Here is a 15816-nt window from a genome sequence, read left to right as displayed (position 1 = left end):
TCGGCAATGTGACTTTGTGCGCCCCGCAACTCTTTGGGCGTGAACGGTCAACGGACAAACAGAGGGGATCACTACCATGGGCCTGAACGGATACATGATCCTGATTATCGGGATTAGTTTGGCAAGCTTGGTCTTTGTCGTTTGGCTCTCCCGCCATGTTCTGGGTCATGACACCGGCAGCCCCGCCATGCGTGCGATCTCCGATGCCATCAAGGAGGGCGCGGAGGCATTCATGCGCCGTCAGTATGGCACCATCGCCATGCTGAGCATTCTGTTGTCAGCCATCATTTTTGTTCTCTACGGGTTCGTCCGATCGACGCACGAGTTCGATCCGGTCCAGTCAAGCATCGCCATGGCATTCTGGATCACGCTGTCGTTCGTCCTGGGGGCCCTGTGCTCGGGAATTGCCGGATTTATCGGAATGTGGATCTCCATTCGCACGAACATCCGGACCGCCAGCGCATCCACTCGCTCGCTCAATGACGCCTTGCGAGTGGCTTTACGTGGCGGCGCAGTTTCCGGGCTTCTGGTTGTCGCCATGAGTCTTCTTGGAGTCGGCGGGCTCTTCTGGCTTGTGAGCAGCACCACGGAAATCCCATTGGGGAAAATCCCCCTGCTGATCGTTGGATATGGGTTCGGCGCATCATTCGTAGCGCTGTTCGCTCAATTGGGAGGAGGGATTTACACCAAGGCGGCCGATGTCGGCGCCGACCTCGTGGGCAAGGTCGAAGCCGGCATCCCGGAGGATGATCCGCGCAATCCCGCTGTGATCGCCGATTTGGTCGGCGACAATGTCGGTGACTGCGCCGGGCGCGGCGCCGATCTCTTCGAGTCGACGGCGGCCGAGAACATCGGCGCAATGATTCTCGGGGCGGGAATTGCACTGGCGGCGGACAAGCAAGGGCTGGGCTTCGCGGCCGGGATCGTCGGCGTCATGCTGTTCCCTCTGATCGCCCGCGCCTTCGGTATCATCGCTTCCATCATCGGCATCATGGTTGTCAAGACCAGGGATGATGAGGACCCGATGAAGGCGCTCAACCGTGGCTATACGGTGGCGGTTGTGCTGGCCATGATCGGTTTTGCCGTTGCCACGCGCTGGCTGCTGTACATCGAGTCCAGCCCCAACGCCTGGCTGTATTTTCTCGGATGCGGCTTGATCGGCGTGATGACTTCGGTGGCATTTGTCTACATCACCCAGTATTACACCGAGTACCGATATCGCCCGGTTAGAGAGATCGCTGAGGCATCGCAGACGGGGCCTGCGACGAACATCATCACGGGCATGGCCGTGGCCCTTGAGTGCACGGCGATCCCGGTCATCGCCATATCGATTGCCATCCTTTCATCTTACTTCCTCGGAGAAGCAGCGTTGCCGCATGGCGGCTTCTTCGGGACGGCTGTCGCCACGATGGGCATGCTGGCAACAGCGGCCTATATCCTGGCGATGGATACTTTCGGGCCGATCACCGACAATGCAGGGGGCATCATCGAGATGTCCCATCAGCCCGAGGAGATTCGACGCAAGACAGACCGGCTGGACGCGGTCGGCAACACTACCAAGGCGCTGACCAAGGGGTATGCAATCGGATCGGCCGCACTCGCGGCATTCCTGCTGTTCACGGCATACATGGATGAGGTTCGCAACTATATCGGCGACCCCGAGGCCTTTCACGCGATCGACATCGCGAAGCCGGTTGTCTTTGTCGGTGGGCTCTTGGGCGCGATGCTGGTCATGCTATTCTCCGCATTGGCGATCCGTGCGGTCGGCAAGGCGGCGTACTATGTCATCAACGATGTTCGCCAGCAGTTCAAGGAAAAGCCCGGCATCTTGAAGGGCACCGAGAAACCCGACTACGGACGCTGTGTCGACATTGTCACGCGCGGGGCGCTGCGTCAGATGGTGTTGCCGGGCGTACTTGCCGTCGGGATGCCGATCGCGGTCGGGCTGTTGTTCCGCACGTTCATCACTGCGGAAGACCCGCTCATCGCGGCGGAGTCGGTGGCGGCGCTGCTGATGGTCGGCACGATTACGGGCGTGCTGATGGCGACCATGCTCAACAACGGCGGCGGGGCCTGGGACAACGCGAAGAAGTGGATTGAGACCGGCATGTACGGCGGCAAGGGATCGGAGGCGCACAAAGCCAGTGTTGTCGGCGACACGGTCGGCGATCCCTTCAAGGACACCGCGGGGCCATCGCTGCACGTGCTGATCAAGCTTCTGTCGACGATTACGCTCGTGTTGGCACCTCTCTTCATCTGAGGGGGTGGCTGAAGAGCCGATTCACCGTCAATTGCTTTACGGAAGTGCACGCTTGGATCCAGAGTTGCTTGTGCGATTTCGCTGCGGCTCATGTCTACGGGAAGGCGTCTCATCAATCATGCATCTGAATAATGAAACTTTCAGTGTCCCAAACCGTTTGTTCAACTCATGCCGGCCGAACCCGCCTGGTTCGCCGGAGTCTCGGGGTGGATGATGACGGAAACGACCTCTGAAGTGGGAATGGCGGCCACGCCGGGACCGGTTGGTGCCGCGCCGCAGATGAGCTTCCCCGCCAAGCTGTGGAATCTCTTTTTCGACCCGCGCAAGACATTTGCCAGTGTCGGGCGTACGCACGAATGGCTCATTCTCGGGATTCTTGTCTCGGCGATCTCAATCGGCGGCTATATGCCGATCAAATCGATCGTCAAAGAATCGCAGATGACCAGGACCAAGGAAGCGCTCGTGGAGCGTGGTCTCCCCGAGGAGCAACAGGCGGAGATTCTCTCGGGTATGGAGGACAACTTCGACAATCCGACCTACCTGCTCTTCGTGCCGGTATCGATATTCGCCGCGATGTTCATCGTCGCCGGAGTGTTGCTCTTCGTCGGCAACATCCTGCTCGGAGGCGATCTGAAATACCTGCGGACCTTGAATGCGTACGCGTGGACGGCGATGATCGTCATCCCGGTTACACTGGTCACCGTCCCGCTGGTGATGGCCAAGGGCTCGATGGATGTGTCCCTGGGGCTGGGAGTGCTCACATCTCCCGACACGGGCGCATTCATGAGAAAGCTGCTGTCTTCTTTCGAGATATTTGCGCTCTGGCAGCTATGGTTGTCATCGGTCGCAGTGTCGGTTATGGCGAACGTGAAGACGGGCAGGGCGTTCGGCGCGATCTTCGTGTTTTGGTTCATCTGGGTGCTGGCGCAGAGCGGGCTGGCGACTTTGGGAATTAATTTCAGCATGTAGCGAGCTTTCGAACACACACGGCCACACCGAGGGAGAAATCCATGCAGCGATTCGCAAAGGGATTGATTTGTCTGCTTGTTGCAATGAGTCTGACCGCCGCAGTCAATGTGAGCCGTGCCCAGGATGTTCTGACATTGGATCAATGCATCGATTTGGCGCTAACCAATCGCGGGTCGGCGGAATTCGGCCTGCCCGGCGCGCACACATCATACCACCGCGCCCAGCAGGGCGTGTGGTCGGCCTGGGGAAATCTGTTGCCGTCAGCGACATACGGTGCGAGCTATTCCCGCAGCAACAGCGATTCCTATTTTGATCAGAACTCTAACACCTTCATCGAAGCACTCCGGTGGAGCAGCGGCTTGTCAATTCGCCAGACGGTCTTCGACGGCGGCGCCAATGCCTACGGGGTCGCGGCCGCCTATCACTCACGAGCCGCCGCGCGCGAGAACTACTGTGCGACGGTCAACAACCTCGTCTTCGGGGTCAAAGAGGCGTACTTCAATCTCCTGAAAGCCATCAAGCTGGTCGAAGTTCAGGACGCAGCGGTCGATCGCGCCGAAGAGTCGCACAAGACCATTCGCAGCAAATACGAGCTGGGATCGGCGTCGCTCTCGGAGGTGTTGAAGGCCGAGGTCCAGTTGGGGACAGAACAACTCGAGCTGCTCCGCCGCCAAAACGAGGTGGAGAGCGCACGGGCGAGATTGAATACCATCCTCGGACGCTCCGTCGACGAGCCGTTCGAAATCGAGGACATCGGCGAGGGCGTAACGCAGACACCCGACTACCAGGCGGCATTGGCCGAGGCGCTGGAGAACTCACCGGAGGTCCAGGGCGCGCGCGCTGCACTGCGGCTGGCGAAAGACGATATCGGCATTGCGCGCGCGTCCCTGTTCCCGAACGTCGGCTGGAGTTATTCGCGCGGCTGGGTAGCCGGAGATTTCAGCGACCTGATGGGATTCGATCAAAACCAGAGTTGGCGATTCTCGTTGAGCGCCGATTTGCCGCTGTTTTCGGCATTTAGCCGCAAGACGATGATTTCCAATGCCCGCGTCGGCGTCAAGAACGCGCGCGAACAACTCGAGCAATCCGAACACTCCGTTGAGCTGGGCGTGAAGCAATCACACTTGGGCGTCGAGCTGGCACAGCGAAGCCGTGAGGTGGCAGATCAAACCGAGGCCTCAGCGCAGGAAGATTTCAAGCTCGCGCAGGAAAAGTACAATCTCGGCGCGGCGACCATCCTCGACTTGCTGGATGCGCAGGCATCCTTAACATCGGCGCAAAACGAGAAGGTCAATTCGCTCTACGACCACTATGTCGCCGTCGCCCGCCTGGAGAATGTTATCGGACGCGGACGCTGAGCGCGGTCTGCCGCGTGACAATGATCGCACCCGCCGGTCCGGGGGCTGAACCATATTCTGAGTTTTCCCGTATATTGACAGGCGGACGGTGTCAGTCGGGTCCGTTGACGCCGTAGCGCGACGCGTTCTATCCGTATGCTGAAGAAACGAAAAAAACTCCTGATCATCGGCGGCTCCATCGCGGCCCTGATCATTGTGGTCGTGTTGAACTTGACGCGCTCGTCGGAGAAAACCGTTTCCGTCAAGGTCGGAGAGGTCAAACGCGGTCATCTGGTGTCGGAAGTCTCCGCCTCCGGCAAGGTCCAGCCGCGCACAGAGGTCAATATCTCGGCCAATGTCTCCGGCGAGATTATCGCGATCCCGATCGTCGAGGGGCAGGCCGTCGCCAAAGGTGTGTTGTTGGTCCAAATCGACCCCAGGAATTATGAAGCGGCTCTTCGCCAGGCCGAGGCCGGCTTGGAGGCCGGTGTCGCGACTCTCCGTCTGGAAGAAGCGCAGGCGGCCGAGGCGAAGCTGGTCTGCGAGCGCCAACTGGCACTGCATGAGAGAGGTCTGACATCGCAGGAGACCTTCGATGCGGCACGGACCCGGTACGAAACGACCCAGGCGGCCGCCGAGGCGGCACGCTCGCGCATGCAACAGGCCCGGGCCACGGTCGATCAGGCGCGCGAAAACTTAGGATATACCACCATTCGCTGTCCCATCGACGGGTACGTGACCGACCTGCGCTCGGAGGTCGGCGAAATTGTCATGGGATCGCAAACCTATCAGGCCAGCATCATCATGGTGGTCAGCGATCTCTCGGAAATCGAAGTTGAGATCGAGGTCGACGAGACCGACATCGGCAACGTGGACTTGCAGCAGCCGGTCAAAATCTCACTTGATGCGTTTCCCGACACCGAATTTGTCGGTGCCGTCAACCAAGTCGGAAACTCCGCGCAAATCTCCGGTGCCGGAACGCAGGACCAGGTTACGAATTTCCTGGTCACTGTGCTGATCATCGACAGCGTTCCGAACATCAAGCCCGGCATGACCGCCACCTGCCGGATTACGACCGATCGGCGCGAGAGCGCGTTGACGGTTCCCATCGGCGCCGTAGTGCTTCGCGATGAGTCGAAGCTGAAGCGCGCCGGCGATTCTGTCAGGACAGAGTCGGCCGCACCCGTGGGAGAAGCCGTCGCCGCCGATACGGAGGACGATGGATCCGGCGGCGACAAACCGGATACCGACAAGAAGCCGTTACAGGGCGTCTTCGTGATTCGCGACAACAAGGCAATCTTCACCGAAGTCGAAACCGGCATCGCCGATCAACAGAACATTGAAGTTACGTTGGGTCTCAGCGAGGGGGACACGATTGTGGTGGGCTCATTTCGGACTCTGCGAACGCTCGAAGACGGAGACAAAGTCGAGCCCGAGAAGAAGGGCAAATCCGACGAAGACGCGTAGCCGCGCGCCAGGCGATACACAGATCGGAGCAGACCAATGTTGATCGAGACGAAAGACCTGTGGAAGACCTACCAGATGGGGGCCGAAGAGGTCCATGCGCTGCGCGGCGTTACGCTGGCGATCGAACGAGGCGAGTACATGGCGATCATGGGGCCGTCGGGCTCGGGAAAGTCCACTCTGATGAACCTGATCGGCTGCCTGGACACGCCGACGCGCGGAACATACCAGCTCAACGGGCGTCAGGTCGCGACCATGAACGATGACGAGTTGGCCCGCGTGCGGAACAAGGAGATCGGGTTTGTCTTTCAGACCTTCAACCTGTTGCCGCGTGCCACGGCGCTGCACAATGTCGAGCTGCCGCTCATCTACAACGGCACCGGCGGCGAGCAGCGCATCGATATGGCAAAACACGCGCTGGAAATGGTCGATCTGGGCGATCGCATGACGCATCGCCCGAACCAGCTTTCCGGCGGACAGCGGCAGCGTGTGGCCATCGCGCGGGCACTGGTCAACAATCCGTCGCTGATCTTAGCCGACGAACCGACCGGAAACCTCGACACCAAGACCGGTCTGGAGATTATGGGCCTCTTCGACCGCCTGCACGTAGCCGGCAATACGATCATTCTCGTGACGCACGAGCACGACGTGGCGCGTTACGCCGACCGAATCGTCCACATCCGCGACGGTCAGATCGAGCGCGAGGAGCGCGGCCGCAAAGATGCCGCCGCCTGATCGCTGTCCGACGCGGCACCTGCGGTCGTCGTCTCCGACGGCCGCCACTCACTGAGGTCGTATGGGGCAGTTCGTCGAAAGTGTCCGCATCGCCCTGGGCGCGCTGTGGGCGAACAAGCTGCGTTCGGCGCTGACCCTCATCGGAATCATCATCGGCGTCACGACCATCATTGCAATCGTCTCGATGATCACCGGGATGAATCAATACGTCGCCCGGGAAATCTCGACGTTGGGGGCTGCGACATTCATCGTCGACCGCGAGGGGATCATCACTTCCAATGATCAGTGGTGGGACCGCCGTGGCCGCAAGAATCTCACGATCGCGGACATGGAGGCGATCGCGTCGGCGTGCGAGTCGTGCGAGTTGGTTGCCGGACGCGCCATCACGGAACGACAGGTCCGGCACGGCAACCTTTTTGTCGACGACGTCTGGATCATGGGGTCGACGGCCAATTGGCCGCTGATCGTTGATGTTGAAATCGAGGAGGGCCACTATCCCACGGAGTCCGACAACGCGCATCGCCGCTCCGTGGCGTTTATCGGCTATGACTTGATTGACCACCTGTTTCCCGGCATTTCGTACATCGGCAAAACAATCCGCATCGGCGGACATGAGTACACGATCGTCGGCAATGGTAAGCGGCGCGGCTCCACACTCGGCCAAAGCCGCGACAATTACGTCATCATACCGCAGTCGACCTTCGAGAAGCACTTCGGGGCACAACGCTCGCTGGACATTTTCGTGAAGGTGTCGTCCATCGCGGCGATGACCGGCACTCAGGACGAAGTGCGCATGGTCATGCGGGCGCGCCACAAGCTCTCGTATGCCGCCGACGACGATTTCGAGATTTACACGGCCGCCGACCTGATGTCGGTCTGGGAGAACTTCTCGCAGGGTGCTTTCCTGGTGATGATCGGCATTTCGTCGATCGCGCTCGTAGTCGGCGGCATCGTTATCATGAACATCATGTTGGTGTCGGTGACCGAACGGACGCGTGAGATCGGCATTCGCAAGGCGATCGGCGCGCGGAAGATGAGCGTGCTCTGGCAGTTTCTCTCCGAATCGCTGACGCTGGCGGTCGCGGGAGGCGCAATCGGCATTCTCGGTGGCGTCCTGTGCGGTTGGGCGCTGTCTGCCATCTCCGGGCTGCCGATGGGGATCGAACTGTGGTCGATCATCGCTGGAATCCTTGTCTCCGGGGGCATCGGCACGATATTCGGAGTCTATCCGGCCATGAAGGCAGCACGCCTTGATCCGATCGAGGCGCTTCGATATGAGTAACCGCGCCAACACGCCATGAACCTCAACGCATTCGAGTTCCGCGAGTCGGTCGTGATGGCGCTGTCGGCGCTCCGCGCCAACAAGCTGCGCTCGATCCTCACCGTGTTGGGGGTCATGATCGGCGTGTCGTCGGTCATCGGCATGGTATCGCTGATCACCGGGCTGAACAATTCGATGGCGCAACAAATCCAATCACTGGGATCCAACGTTATCTATGTGTCCAAGTACAAGCCGGGGATTACCATCGGCCGACGCTCCTCGGAGGAGCGCAACCGCAAGGGGATCGTCTACGAGGACGCGGTCGCCATCGCACAACACTGTTCACTCATCCGGGCCGTTTCGCCGGAGAATCACTTCTGGCGCACGCCCGACGGCAACAAGGCCAGTTTCGCCGGGCATGAGGCGATGCGACCCGACCTGGTCGGCATCCTGCCGACATATCAGGATGTCAACAACTCCGAAATGGCCGAGGGCCGCTTTGTCAGCGACATCGACAATCACTTCAAGCGCATGGTCTGCGTATTGGGTTACGACGTCGCCGAGGCGCTGTTCCCACAATTGGATCCCATCGGCAAGACGATTCAAGTCAACGGACGGCCTTTCGAGGTGATTGGTGTCATCGCCAAGCGTGACGCGTTTCTGGGAGAGTCGCTCAACGATTTCATTCTGCTCCCTTACAACACGTTCGCCAAGCTGCATCCGTGGGAGAAGGAGCTGTGGCTGGAGTGCCAGGCCGCCGATCCCGACCGTCTCTCTGAAGCAATCGACCAAATACGCGAACTGATGCGTCGTCGGCGCGGCGTGCCCTATGACAAGCCCGACGACTTCGCCGTCTTCACGCAGGAGACGCTCTACGAACAGTATCAGAGTATCACCGGGATCATCTACATCGCCATGACTGTCATTTCGTCGATCGGACTGATGGTCGGCGGCGTCGGCGTCATGAACATCATGCTCGTCTCGGTAACCGAACGGACTCGCGAAATCGGCATCCGCAAAGCCGTCGGCGCCCGTCGCCGCAACATCATTTGGCAGTTCCTCATTGAGGCAATGACACTGTCCGGCATCGGCGGTGTGATCGGTATCATCGCCGGGCTAGGTATCGCGGTGTTGGTGGACGTGACGACACCCCTGCCGGCCGGTGTGTCGGCCACCTGGGTCATCATCGCCTTCACCGTGGCAGTCGGCGTGGGCCTGGTCTTCGGTATCTATCCTGCCTATCGGGCCGCACGCGTCGACCCCATTGTCAGTCTGCGCTACGAGTGATTCCGCCGGCGTCCAGCCCGTTTCGCCTTTCGCAAATGGGTAGCGCCGTCCGGGCGAGGGGTATATTCTTGTAAAGACCGGCGCACCCGCTTGAAGGGGCAAGAGGTGATCCAAGGCGCAATCAGCAGGGAATTTCTCTTCATCCGGTGGGTAATCTGCGCGGCTGTGATCCTCACAGCCCCGATCTGTGCTCATGGGCAGGCCGAGTTCTCCGGGTTGCCACGTCCGGGAACGCCGACTTTCGATCTGGATTTTGCGCCCTTCCGGGTCGGCGCCGACAGCGTGCGCATCGAGGTTTACTATCGGATTGTCAACCACCGGCTCTCCTATCTGCGTCGCACAGCCGACGGGCAGGATTCGTCACAATCCGTGGCCTCGGACACGGCGGACGAGTCTCCCTCGGACTACTATGTCGCGGCCTACGAGATGGCGGCACTGCTGTCGGGTGAGAGCGACCGTCAGGTTGCCAGCACTATGAAACGAGAGAACTACCGCCTGGAGACATTCGATGAGACGCGCAGCAACGAGGGATATCTCGTCAACGTGTTATCGATGACGGTCGTGCCCGGAAACTACCTGCTGACCACGACACTGACCGACCGCATATCCGGCGCGTCGCACTCGACGGAACGCGACGTCGACGTACGACACTTCGCCGCATCCGACTGGAGGTTTGGGGGGCCGGCCTACTTCGATCCGGCCGCACGGGCCCCCGAATACCCGGCGTTTGCGCGCGGCGGGCAATCGTATGTCCCCAATGTCCGGCGATCGTTCGCCGGTATGTCCGACCGTGTCGCCTTTTTCATGGAGGTCTATCAGTCGCCTTCTGCGGCCGCTGTCGCTGTCGAGATTACCATCGATCAAAAGGGGAATCGCGACTCGCACAAAGACACACTGCGACTGGATTCGCTGAGGATGACCGATACGATCGTCTACAAAAGCGATCTCGCCGGTCTCCGAACCGGAGAAGTGCGGATGAGGGCCGCCACCCTGAATCGAGAGGGTCAGCAGCTCGGCGCGTCACTGGAAAGTTTCTTTTGGATCGATTGGACCGTCGGGGCGCTGGTTCACGATAGTTGGGAGGAGGCGGTCGACATGCTGGTTCATATCGCCTCGCACGACCAGCTAGACAGTCTGCGCAACGCATCTGAATCGGAACGCGAACGGCTCTTTCGCGCGTTCTGGAAGTTGAAGGATCCGACGCCGGAGACCGACGAGAACGAGTGGCAGCAGGAGTACTATCGTCGGATACGGTTTTCCGATTTGCGCTTTACCACGCCGTTTCGCCGCGGGTGGCGGACCGACTTCGGGACCGTCTATGTCCGTTACGGCGAACCCGATGAAATCGAGCGCTTTCCGTTCGAGAGCGGGCAGAAGCCGTACCAGATTTGGAACTATTACCAGCAAAACCGTCAGTTTCTCTTTGTCGATGTGCGGGGAAACGGCGATTATGAACTGCAGTATCCTTACGACGGATATCACCGATGAAGACCTGCTCACGAAGCCGGTTGCCGGCGCCGGCGAAGCCCGACGCATTGCGCATGAACTCGTGCTGTGCCGGGTGGTTCTGTGCGCTGACTGTGCTGTTGTTGCCCGCCATCGCTGCCGCGGTCGATGGCCCCGGTGCGCATCAGTTTTGGACGGATGCGGCGGTGTTTCGTATGTCCGACGAGTCGCGCGACGGCTATGTCGAGTTTTACTTCGAAATCAAGCGCTCGACGTTCGTGTTCCGGCCGACCCAATCCGGCCTGCGCGCCGATGTCGCCACGCGCGTCCGAATCACCGACCGTGAGGGCCGGGCGGTCGATTCGGCGGCGGCCGTATTCGCCGCCATGGCAACCGACTCATCCGATCTGGCCGATGCCGACTATACGCTCTTTTTCGCGATGGCCATCGATCTGCCGCCGGGGCGTTACTCGGCGCAGGTCGACGTGACGGATTTGGCCGATTCCTCGTCGTCGAAGGCGACCTACCCCGTCATTGTCCCCGATTTCAGCGGGGACACGCTGATGCTCTCGGAGATCCAGCTCGGCTACGACATTCAGCTCGCCGCGGACACGGCGGCCAATCTGTACGATGTGCTGGTCAAGAACGGGTACAAGACGTATCCCGATTGCCGGGGGCTGGTCAGTGAATCGCGCACCCAACTGTACTTCTATTGCGAATCGTACAATCTCTCGTATTCACCGACAAGCGCGGCGGACTACACGGTCGGTTTTTCCATTGTGCCGACCGATGGTACTCCGGCGCGAAGTCTGGGTGTGCAACATCTCAAGAAACCCGGCCCATCGACAGTGCTCGCATCGCATGTCACCGTCGATGACCTCAGTTCCGGCGTCTATCGCCTGCGGCTTGAGGTCAGTGATCCGGCGACCGCTCAGCACGCTGTCGTGGAGAAACCGTTTCAGGTCTTGCGGCCCATGACCGACTCCCTCACGGTCGAGGAGGTCGAACGGGTTCGTGACATTATCGCGTTTATTGCGCGTCCCGGTGAGCTGACTGCCTTCGATCAGTTCGATGCGCGCGGCAAACTGAGCTTTTTGATTCAGTTTTGGCGTGAACGCGACCCGTCGCCCGATACTCCCATCAATGAGTACCGCGATGAGCACATGCGACGGATGAACTACGCCAATGATCAGTTTTCAATCGGGTTTCGCGAGCGCAGCGATGGCTGGCGGACCGACCGCGGACGCGTCTACATCGTGTATGGACCGCCCACGGAGATTAAGCGGTACCCGTTCACACCCGACTTTCCGGCGGCGATCCATTGGGTCTACGACAACATTCCCAATCAGGGCAGCGCGGACTTTCTGTTCCTCGATGAGGCCGGATTCGGGGACTATCGCCTCGTTCATTCCAGCGCGCGCGGAGAACGGCGCGATCCCAACTGGGAGTATCAACTCCAAATCGGCGCCTTTGAGGGACCGACCCGCTGACAGCGACCGATTAACATCTCACTCCTCACATCATCTCGTTCCCCGGTCTAACGAGAATCGACAACGACAGGAAGCGCCGAGAAACCGAAGCGCTCGACCGTCTCCGTCCCCAATGCCGCTCCGATGACATCTTCTTGCTGCTCGGGCTCAACGCCGCCGTCTCTGCGTCTGCCGGCCGCCAAGCTGCACCCTGACAACGGCACGGCGCGCAAGTTTCAGCGCGAGTCAGACTTGGCTCGCACCTGAATCGATTCCACAAAAAGGGCCCCGACGGAGTCGGGGCCCAGTGACACATCGGATCGGTTACGTCAATTCGACGGGGGCGGTTCGGGACCCCAGCGCATCTTTTTGACGATCGGCACTGTGTACCGGGTGTTTGCCGTATCGGAGGCCTCGATCGTAAACGACTTCGTGAACAGCTTCTCATCCAGCTCCGGGCTGATCTTGACCTTGATCTTTTTTTCTTTTCCCGGAGCGATGTCGCCCGAAGGAACATCGATTTCGATCCCTTCCAGTACGACCGGGCTCACCAGTTGAAGTGAGAATCTCTCTTCGGATCGGTTTCGCACGACCACTTCGTAGTCACCATGTGACCTCGGAGAATCGATATGGGTGGAATCCAGATCGAGCACAGGAGGCATCACCGCAAAGACCTGCAACGACTCCGGAATCGACAGCGGAAACGCCTGGATGCCCAGGCGCGGCGGGTCAATGACCGAGTTGGACATGATCCGCGCGCTCTTGTTTGTCCGGTTCGTGTAGTGCCCGGTTGAAAAAATCAACTCGACGAATGTGCTGTCACCGACAGCCAGCTCCCGTTTTGTCAGAGGAGCCTTTGTGCATCCTCACCCGGGTTTTATGTCGCGCAGCAGCAGCGTGTCGGTCCCGGTGTTCATCATCCAGAATGCGTGCGAGATCTGCGCTCCCTGGGGAGTATACCCGAAGTCGAACGACGACTCGCGCAACTCCAAAACCGGCCCGTCGAGCCCCTCCAGGGGTTTTCCGTCCTGCGCCAGTGCAGCGGCAGCAATGGCCACGGACACAGTCAAGGTGAAGGCGTACGGAGAGCGAATTCTCATAGGCTTCCTTCCCGGTTCTTCGGGGCACACATTATACACATCGGCTTCAAAGTGGGCAACCGTCATGCGGAGACGTCAATGGTCCGCCCGCGGCAGAGGGCCCCATCGCAGCGGCTTTCTGACGGCGACGGTGAATCGCGTTCGGGCGGAGTCCGAGGCCTCGATCGTAAACGACTTGGTGAGAATCTGTTCCGCGATGTCTCCCTCGAGCGCGACTCGAATCGCGGCCACCTCTCCGGGGGCGATCCCCCGCCTCGGCAGCGTCACACGGACTCCCGAAATGTCCGGGTCCTGCGCGAACCGAAAGCGGAGTGTCTCAGAGGAGACATTCTTCACTCTGATCGTCTGATTCCACACCGCGGTGTCGTCGTCGGCACGGAGCTCATCGAGTTGCAACTCGGCCGGTGAGACGGTATACACGCCCAGTGTATCGGGGAACTTCAGCGGATAGGCATCGAAAAACAGCTCCGGCGCGCGCCCCGGAACATTGCAGATGACGCGTGCCGATTTGTGTACGTGGCCGTCAAAGTGCCCGGATGCAAAGATCAGATCGACGAATGAGCTGTCCCCGGCCGGGATATTCTTCTTTTGCAGCGGCGCCCTGGTGCAGCCGCAGCCGGGCTGGACATCCTCGATTCGCACCTCCTGTCCGCCGACATTCTTCATCCAGTAGCGGTGCGACACCTGCACCCGCTGCTGCATGTACCCGAAGTCGTAGTCTGTTTCGCTCAACTCCAACTTCCCATATGTCGTGGCGGTCACTTCTTCAGGGTCATCCGCCGTTGCCGGTATGGCCAATGCGACCGTGCCGGCAACCGCTGTGTACAGGGCAACCCGGATTGCGCGCAACACGGTGTGCACCGACGACATCACGCAGGAGGGCCGCTTTACCGACGTCTGCTTCTGTTGCGCGGTGAAGCGGCCCGAACACTGAGATTCTCGCTCACCGCGAGGACGACACCGGCGTCGGCCCCCACCGCATCTTTTTCTCGATCGGGAAGGTGTAGCGGGTCTGCAGGGCGTCGGTGGCCTCAAACGTAAACGATTTGGTAAAGATTTCCGAGCTCAACGAGCCATCGAGCGTAATCGAAATGGTCTCCTCGCTGCCGGGACTGATCGCACCGCTGGGCAGTTCGATCTTTAACTCCGGCATCGCCGGAAAGGACACGAGCTTGAGGGCGTATGGCTCCGACGACTTGTTGTTGATCCTGACATCGAACTTCATCGGGCCGTCGCCGTCCGCCGACCGTGATTCGTCCAGGTTCAGCCGTGGAGGATCCAACGAGAACAGTTCAAGCGAGTCGAGGTCCTTCATCGGATGCGACATGATCATCAGAGTCGGCGCCACGTTGCCGGCGTTGCTGAGGATGCGAGCCGACTTTGTCGTCCGAGTGCTGTAGTGGCCGGTCGAGAAGATCACCTCGACATCGGTGCTGTCCAATGATGCCAGTTCCGTCTTTTTTAGCGGCGCCTTTGTGCAGCCGCAGCCCGGCTTGACATCCTGAATGAAGAGCGTGTCATCGCCGGTGTTCTTGATCCAGAAGACGTGTGTAACCTTGGCGTCCTGTGGCGTGTAGCCGAAATCGAATGACTCCTCCGGGACCATGATTTCGGCTTTTCCGGCGAAGGCATTGGGCGCCGACAGCATCGCCGCTGACACCAGCGCCGGGATCACGAAATGTGACATGGGATTGCTCTGTGACATAACACTCTCCTTGGGTGGTTCATGTATGGTTTTTGCCACTGCATCTGCCTCAATCACGGGTCGTTGCTCCTAATGGGCCGGGCGCTCTCCGACGGGCACGGTCAGACGCATCTCGTCTTTCCCGTGGGCGGCGAACGTGACCGACCGTCCATGCTCCAGAGTCAGAATCGCGGGGTCGACACGGAACATGATTGTGCGGCTCTGCCCAGGACCAAGCGTAAACTCCGATTCGGATAAGAATACGTACCGCGACGGCACATCAATGGCGGTGATCCTCATGTTCTCTGTTCCGCTGTTCTTCAGCGCCACCGGGATTTCCCAGCGCTCTCCATCCGCCTCAGGACGAGCCGTCGAGTCGACAAATACACCCTCCGGCTCAGCAACGAGATTCGGCGGCTGCGTACCATCGGCCAGCACATGAGATTTGATGATCAGCGCCGGCACACGCCCGATCGCATCGGTATACAAGCGGGCGTACTTTTCGACTTCGCCGATCATCTTTCCAGTCCCCAATATGACTTCGATCGAGGTACTATCGCCGGGTGCTATGATGCTGTCTGTCAACGGTGCACGAGTGCAGCCGCAGTTTGGTTTAATTCGTTGAATCGTAGCCACTTCAGTGCCAATGTTCTTGATCCAGAATGCGTGGGAGAGATGCGCCAGTTGAGGGGCATATCCAAAGTCGAAACTCTCGACACTTGCGCGAAGTCGGGGCCCAGGGTCTGAGGGCGAGGTGGGGACGCTCGATCCAAGCCCAAGACCGACTGTGGGTATGGAGAGCAT

General features: G+C 59.8%; 14 protein-coding genes. 9 read left to right on the top strand and 5 right to left on the bottom strand.

The genetic code is table 11. The features are described 5' to 3' along the window. Window positions 1–82 precede the first annotated feature (82 nt). The 9 genes from VGB22_08080 to VGB22_08040 all read left to right on the top strand — a co-directional run bounded on the left by VGB22_08080 (window position 83) and on the right by VGB22_08040 (window position 12249). Window positions 83–2260: a sodium-translocating pyrophosphatase gene (locus VGB22_08080; GenBank protein HEX9751224.1), complete on the top strand. Its 2178-nt coding sequence runs from the start codon at window positions 83–85 to the stop codon at window positions 2258–2260. 210 nt (window positions 2261–2470) lie between these two features. After that, on the top strand, window positions 2471–3229 hold the full coding sequence (locus VGB22_08075) for a YIP1 family protein (protein HEX9751223.1): 759 nt from the start codon (window positions 2471–2473) through the stop codon (window positions 3227–3229). Window positions 3230–3270: 41 nt separating this feature from the next. Then, window positions 3271–4587, top strand: coding sequence for a TolC family protein (locus VGB22_08070; GenBank protein HEX9751222.1), 1317 nt, complete (start codon window positions 3271–3273; stop codon window positions 4585–4587). Between the two features lie 135 nt (window positions 4588–4722). Continuing rightward, the gene (locus VGB22_08065; protein HEX9751221.1) at window positions 4723–6033 is read left to right on the top strand and encodes an efflux RND transporter periplasmic adaptor subunit; all 1311 of its coding nucleotides are present in this window, start codon (window positions 4723–4725) and stop codon (window positions 6031–6033) included. Between the two features lie 36 nt (window positions 6034–6069). Then, window positions 6070–6765 carry an ABC transporter ATP-binding protein gene (locus VGB22_08060; GenBank protein ID HEX9751220.1) on the top strand — a complete coding sequence of 232 codons (696 nt, stop codon included), beginning with the start codon at window positions 6070–6072 and terminating at the stop codon, window positions 6763–6765. 61 nt (window positions 6766–6826) lie between these two features. Further along, window positions 6827–8047: an ABC transporter permease gene (locus tag VGB22_08055; GenBank protein HEX9751219.1), complete on the top strand. Its 1221-nt coding sequence runs from the start codon at window positions 6827–6829 to the stop codon at window positions 8045–8047. A gap of 15 nt (window positions 8048–8062) precedes the next feature. Then, window positions 8063–9313: an ABC transporter permease gene (locus VGB22_08050; protein HEX9751218.1), complete on the top strand. Its 1251-nt coding sequence runs from the start codon at window positions 8063–8065 to the stop codon at window positions 9311–9313. 216 nt (window positions 9314–9529) lie between these two features. Further along, window positions 9530–10801 carry a GWxTD domain-containing protein gene (locus VGB22_08045; GenBank protein ID HEX9751217.1) on the top strand — a complete coding sequence of 424 codons (1272 nt, stop codon included), beginning with the start codon at window positions 9530–9532 and terminating at the stop codon, window positions 10799–10801. Next, window positions 10798–12249, top strand: coding sequence for a GWxTD domain-containing protein (locus tag VGB22_08040; protein HEX9751216.1), 1452 nt, complete (start codon window positions 10798–10800; stop codon window positions 12247–12249). Before VGB22_08045 ends, VGB22_08040 begins: the two co-directional genes overlap by 4 nt. 308 nt (window positions 12250–12557) lie before the next feature. Here VGB22_08040 and VGB22_08035 read toward each other — a convergent pair whose 3' ends face one another. From VGB22_08035 to VGB22_08015, 5 genes are all read right to left on the bottom strand, one after another. After that, on the bottom strand, window positions 12558–12977 hold the full coding sequence (locus tag VGB22_08035) for a hypothetical protein (GenBank protein HEX9751215.1): 420 nt from the start codon (window positions 12975–12977) through the stop codon (window positions 12558–12560). A gap of 117 nt (window positions 12978–13094) precedes the next feature. Then, complete coding sequence (locus tag VGB22_08030) at window positions 13095–13328, bottom strand: hypothetical protein (GenBank protein HEX9751214.1); 234 nt, start codon at window positions 13326–13328, stop codon at window positions 13095–13097. Window positions 13329–13403: 75 nt separating this feature from the next. Further along, window positions 13404–14189: a DUF1573 domain-containing protein gene (locus VGB22_08025; protein HEX9751213.1), complete on the bottom strand. Its 786-nt coding sequence runs from the start codon at window positions 14187–14189 to the stop codon at window positions 13404–13406. A gap of 82 nt (window positions 14190–14271) precedes the next feature. Continuing rightward, entirely contained in the window at window positions 14272–15033 is a 762-nt protein-coding gene (locus VGB22_08020) for a DUF1573 domain-containing protein (protein HEX9751212.1), read from the bottom strand. A gap of 69 nt (window positions 15034–15102) precedes the next feature. Then, on the bottom strand, window positions 15103–15816 hold the full coding sequence (locus tag VGB22_08015) for a DUF1573 domain-containing protein (GenBank protein HEX9751211.1): 714 nt from the start codon (window positions 15814–15816) through the stop codon (window positions 15103–15105).

Source organism: Candidatus Zixiibacteriota bacterium (genome assembly GCA_036397555.1).
Taxonomy (GTDB): Bacteria; Zixibacteria; MSB-5A5; order WJJR01; family WJJR01; genus DATKYL01.
The sequence above is the reverse complement of the archived record's forward strand: the minus strand, read 5'-3'. Positions and strand labels throughout refer to the sequence as shown.

Excerpts from the sequence above, each read along its gene's own strand:
- VGB22_08035 (HEX9751215.1), bottom strand. The coding sequence starts at position 12,977 with ATGTCCAACTCGGTCATTGACCCGCCGCGCCTGGGCATCCAGGCGTTT.
- VGB22_08020 (HEX9751212.1), bottom strand. The coding sequence starts at position 15,033 with ATGTCACAGAGCAATCCCATGTCACATTTCGTGATCCCGGCGCTGGTG.
- VGB22_08040 (HEX9751216.1), top strand. The coding sequence starts at position 10,798 with ATGAAGACCTGCTCACGAAGCCGGTTGCCGGCGCCGGCGAAGCCCGAC.
- VGB22_08050 (HEX9751218.1), top strand. The coding sequence starts at position 8,063 with ATGAACCTCAACGCATTCGAGTTCCGCGAGTCGGTCGTGATGGCGCTG.
- VGB22_08055 (HEX9751219.1), top strand. The coding sequence starts at position 6,827 with ATGGGGCAGTTCGTCGAAAGTGTCCGCATCGCCCTGGGCGCGCTGTGG.
- VGB22_08065 (HEX9751221.1), top strand. The coding sequence starts at position 4,723 with ATGCTGAAGAAACGAAAAAAACTCCTGATCATCGGCGGCTCCATCGCG.
- VGB22_08015 (HEX9751211.1), bottom strand. The coding sequence starts at position 15,816 with ATGCTCTCCATACCCACAGTCGGTCTTGGGCTTGGATCGAGCGTCCCC.
- VGB22_08030 (HEX9751214.1), bottom strand. The coding sequence starts at position 13,328 with ATGAGAATTCGCTCTCCGTACGCCTTCACCTTGACTGTGTCCGTGGCC.
- VGB22_08060 (HEX9751220.1), top strand. The coding sequence starts at position 6,070 with ATGTTGATCGAGACGAAAGACCTGTGGAAGACCTACCAGATGGGGGCC.
- VGB22_08070 (HEX9751222.1), top strand. The coding sequence starts at position 3,271 with ATGCAGCGATTCGCAAAGGGATTGATTTGTCTGCTTGTTGCAATGAGT.
- VGB22_08075 (HEX9751223.1), top strand. The coding sequence starts at position 2,471 with ATGATGACGGAAACGACCTCTGAAGTGGGAATGGCGGCCACGCCGGGA.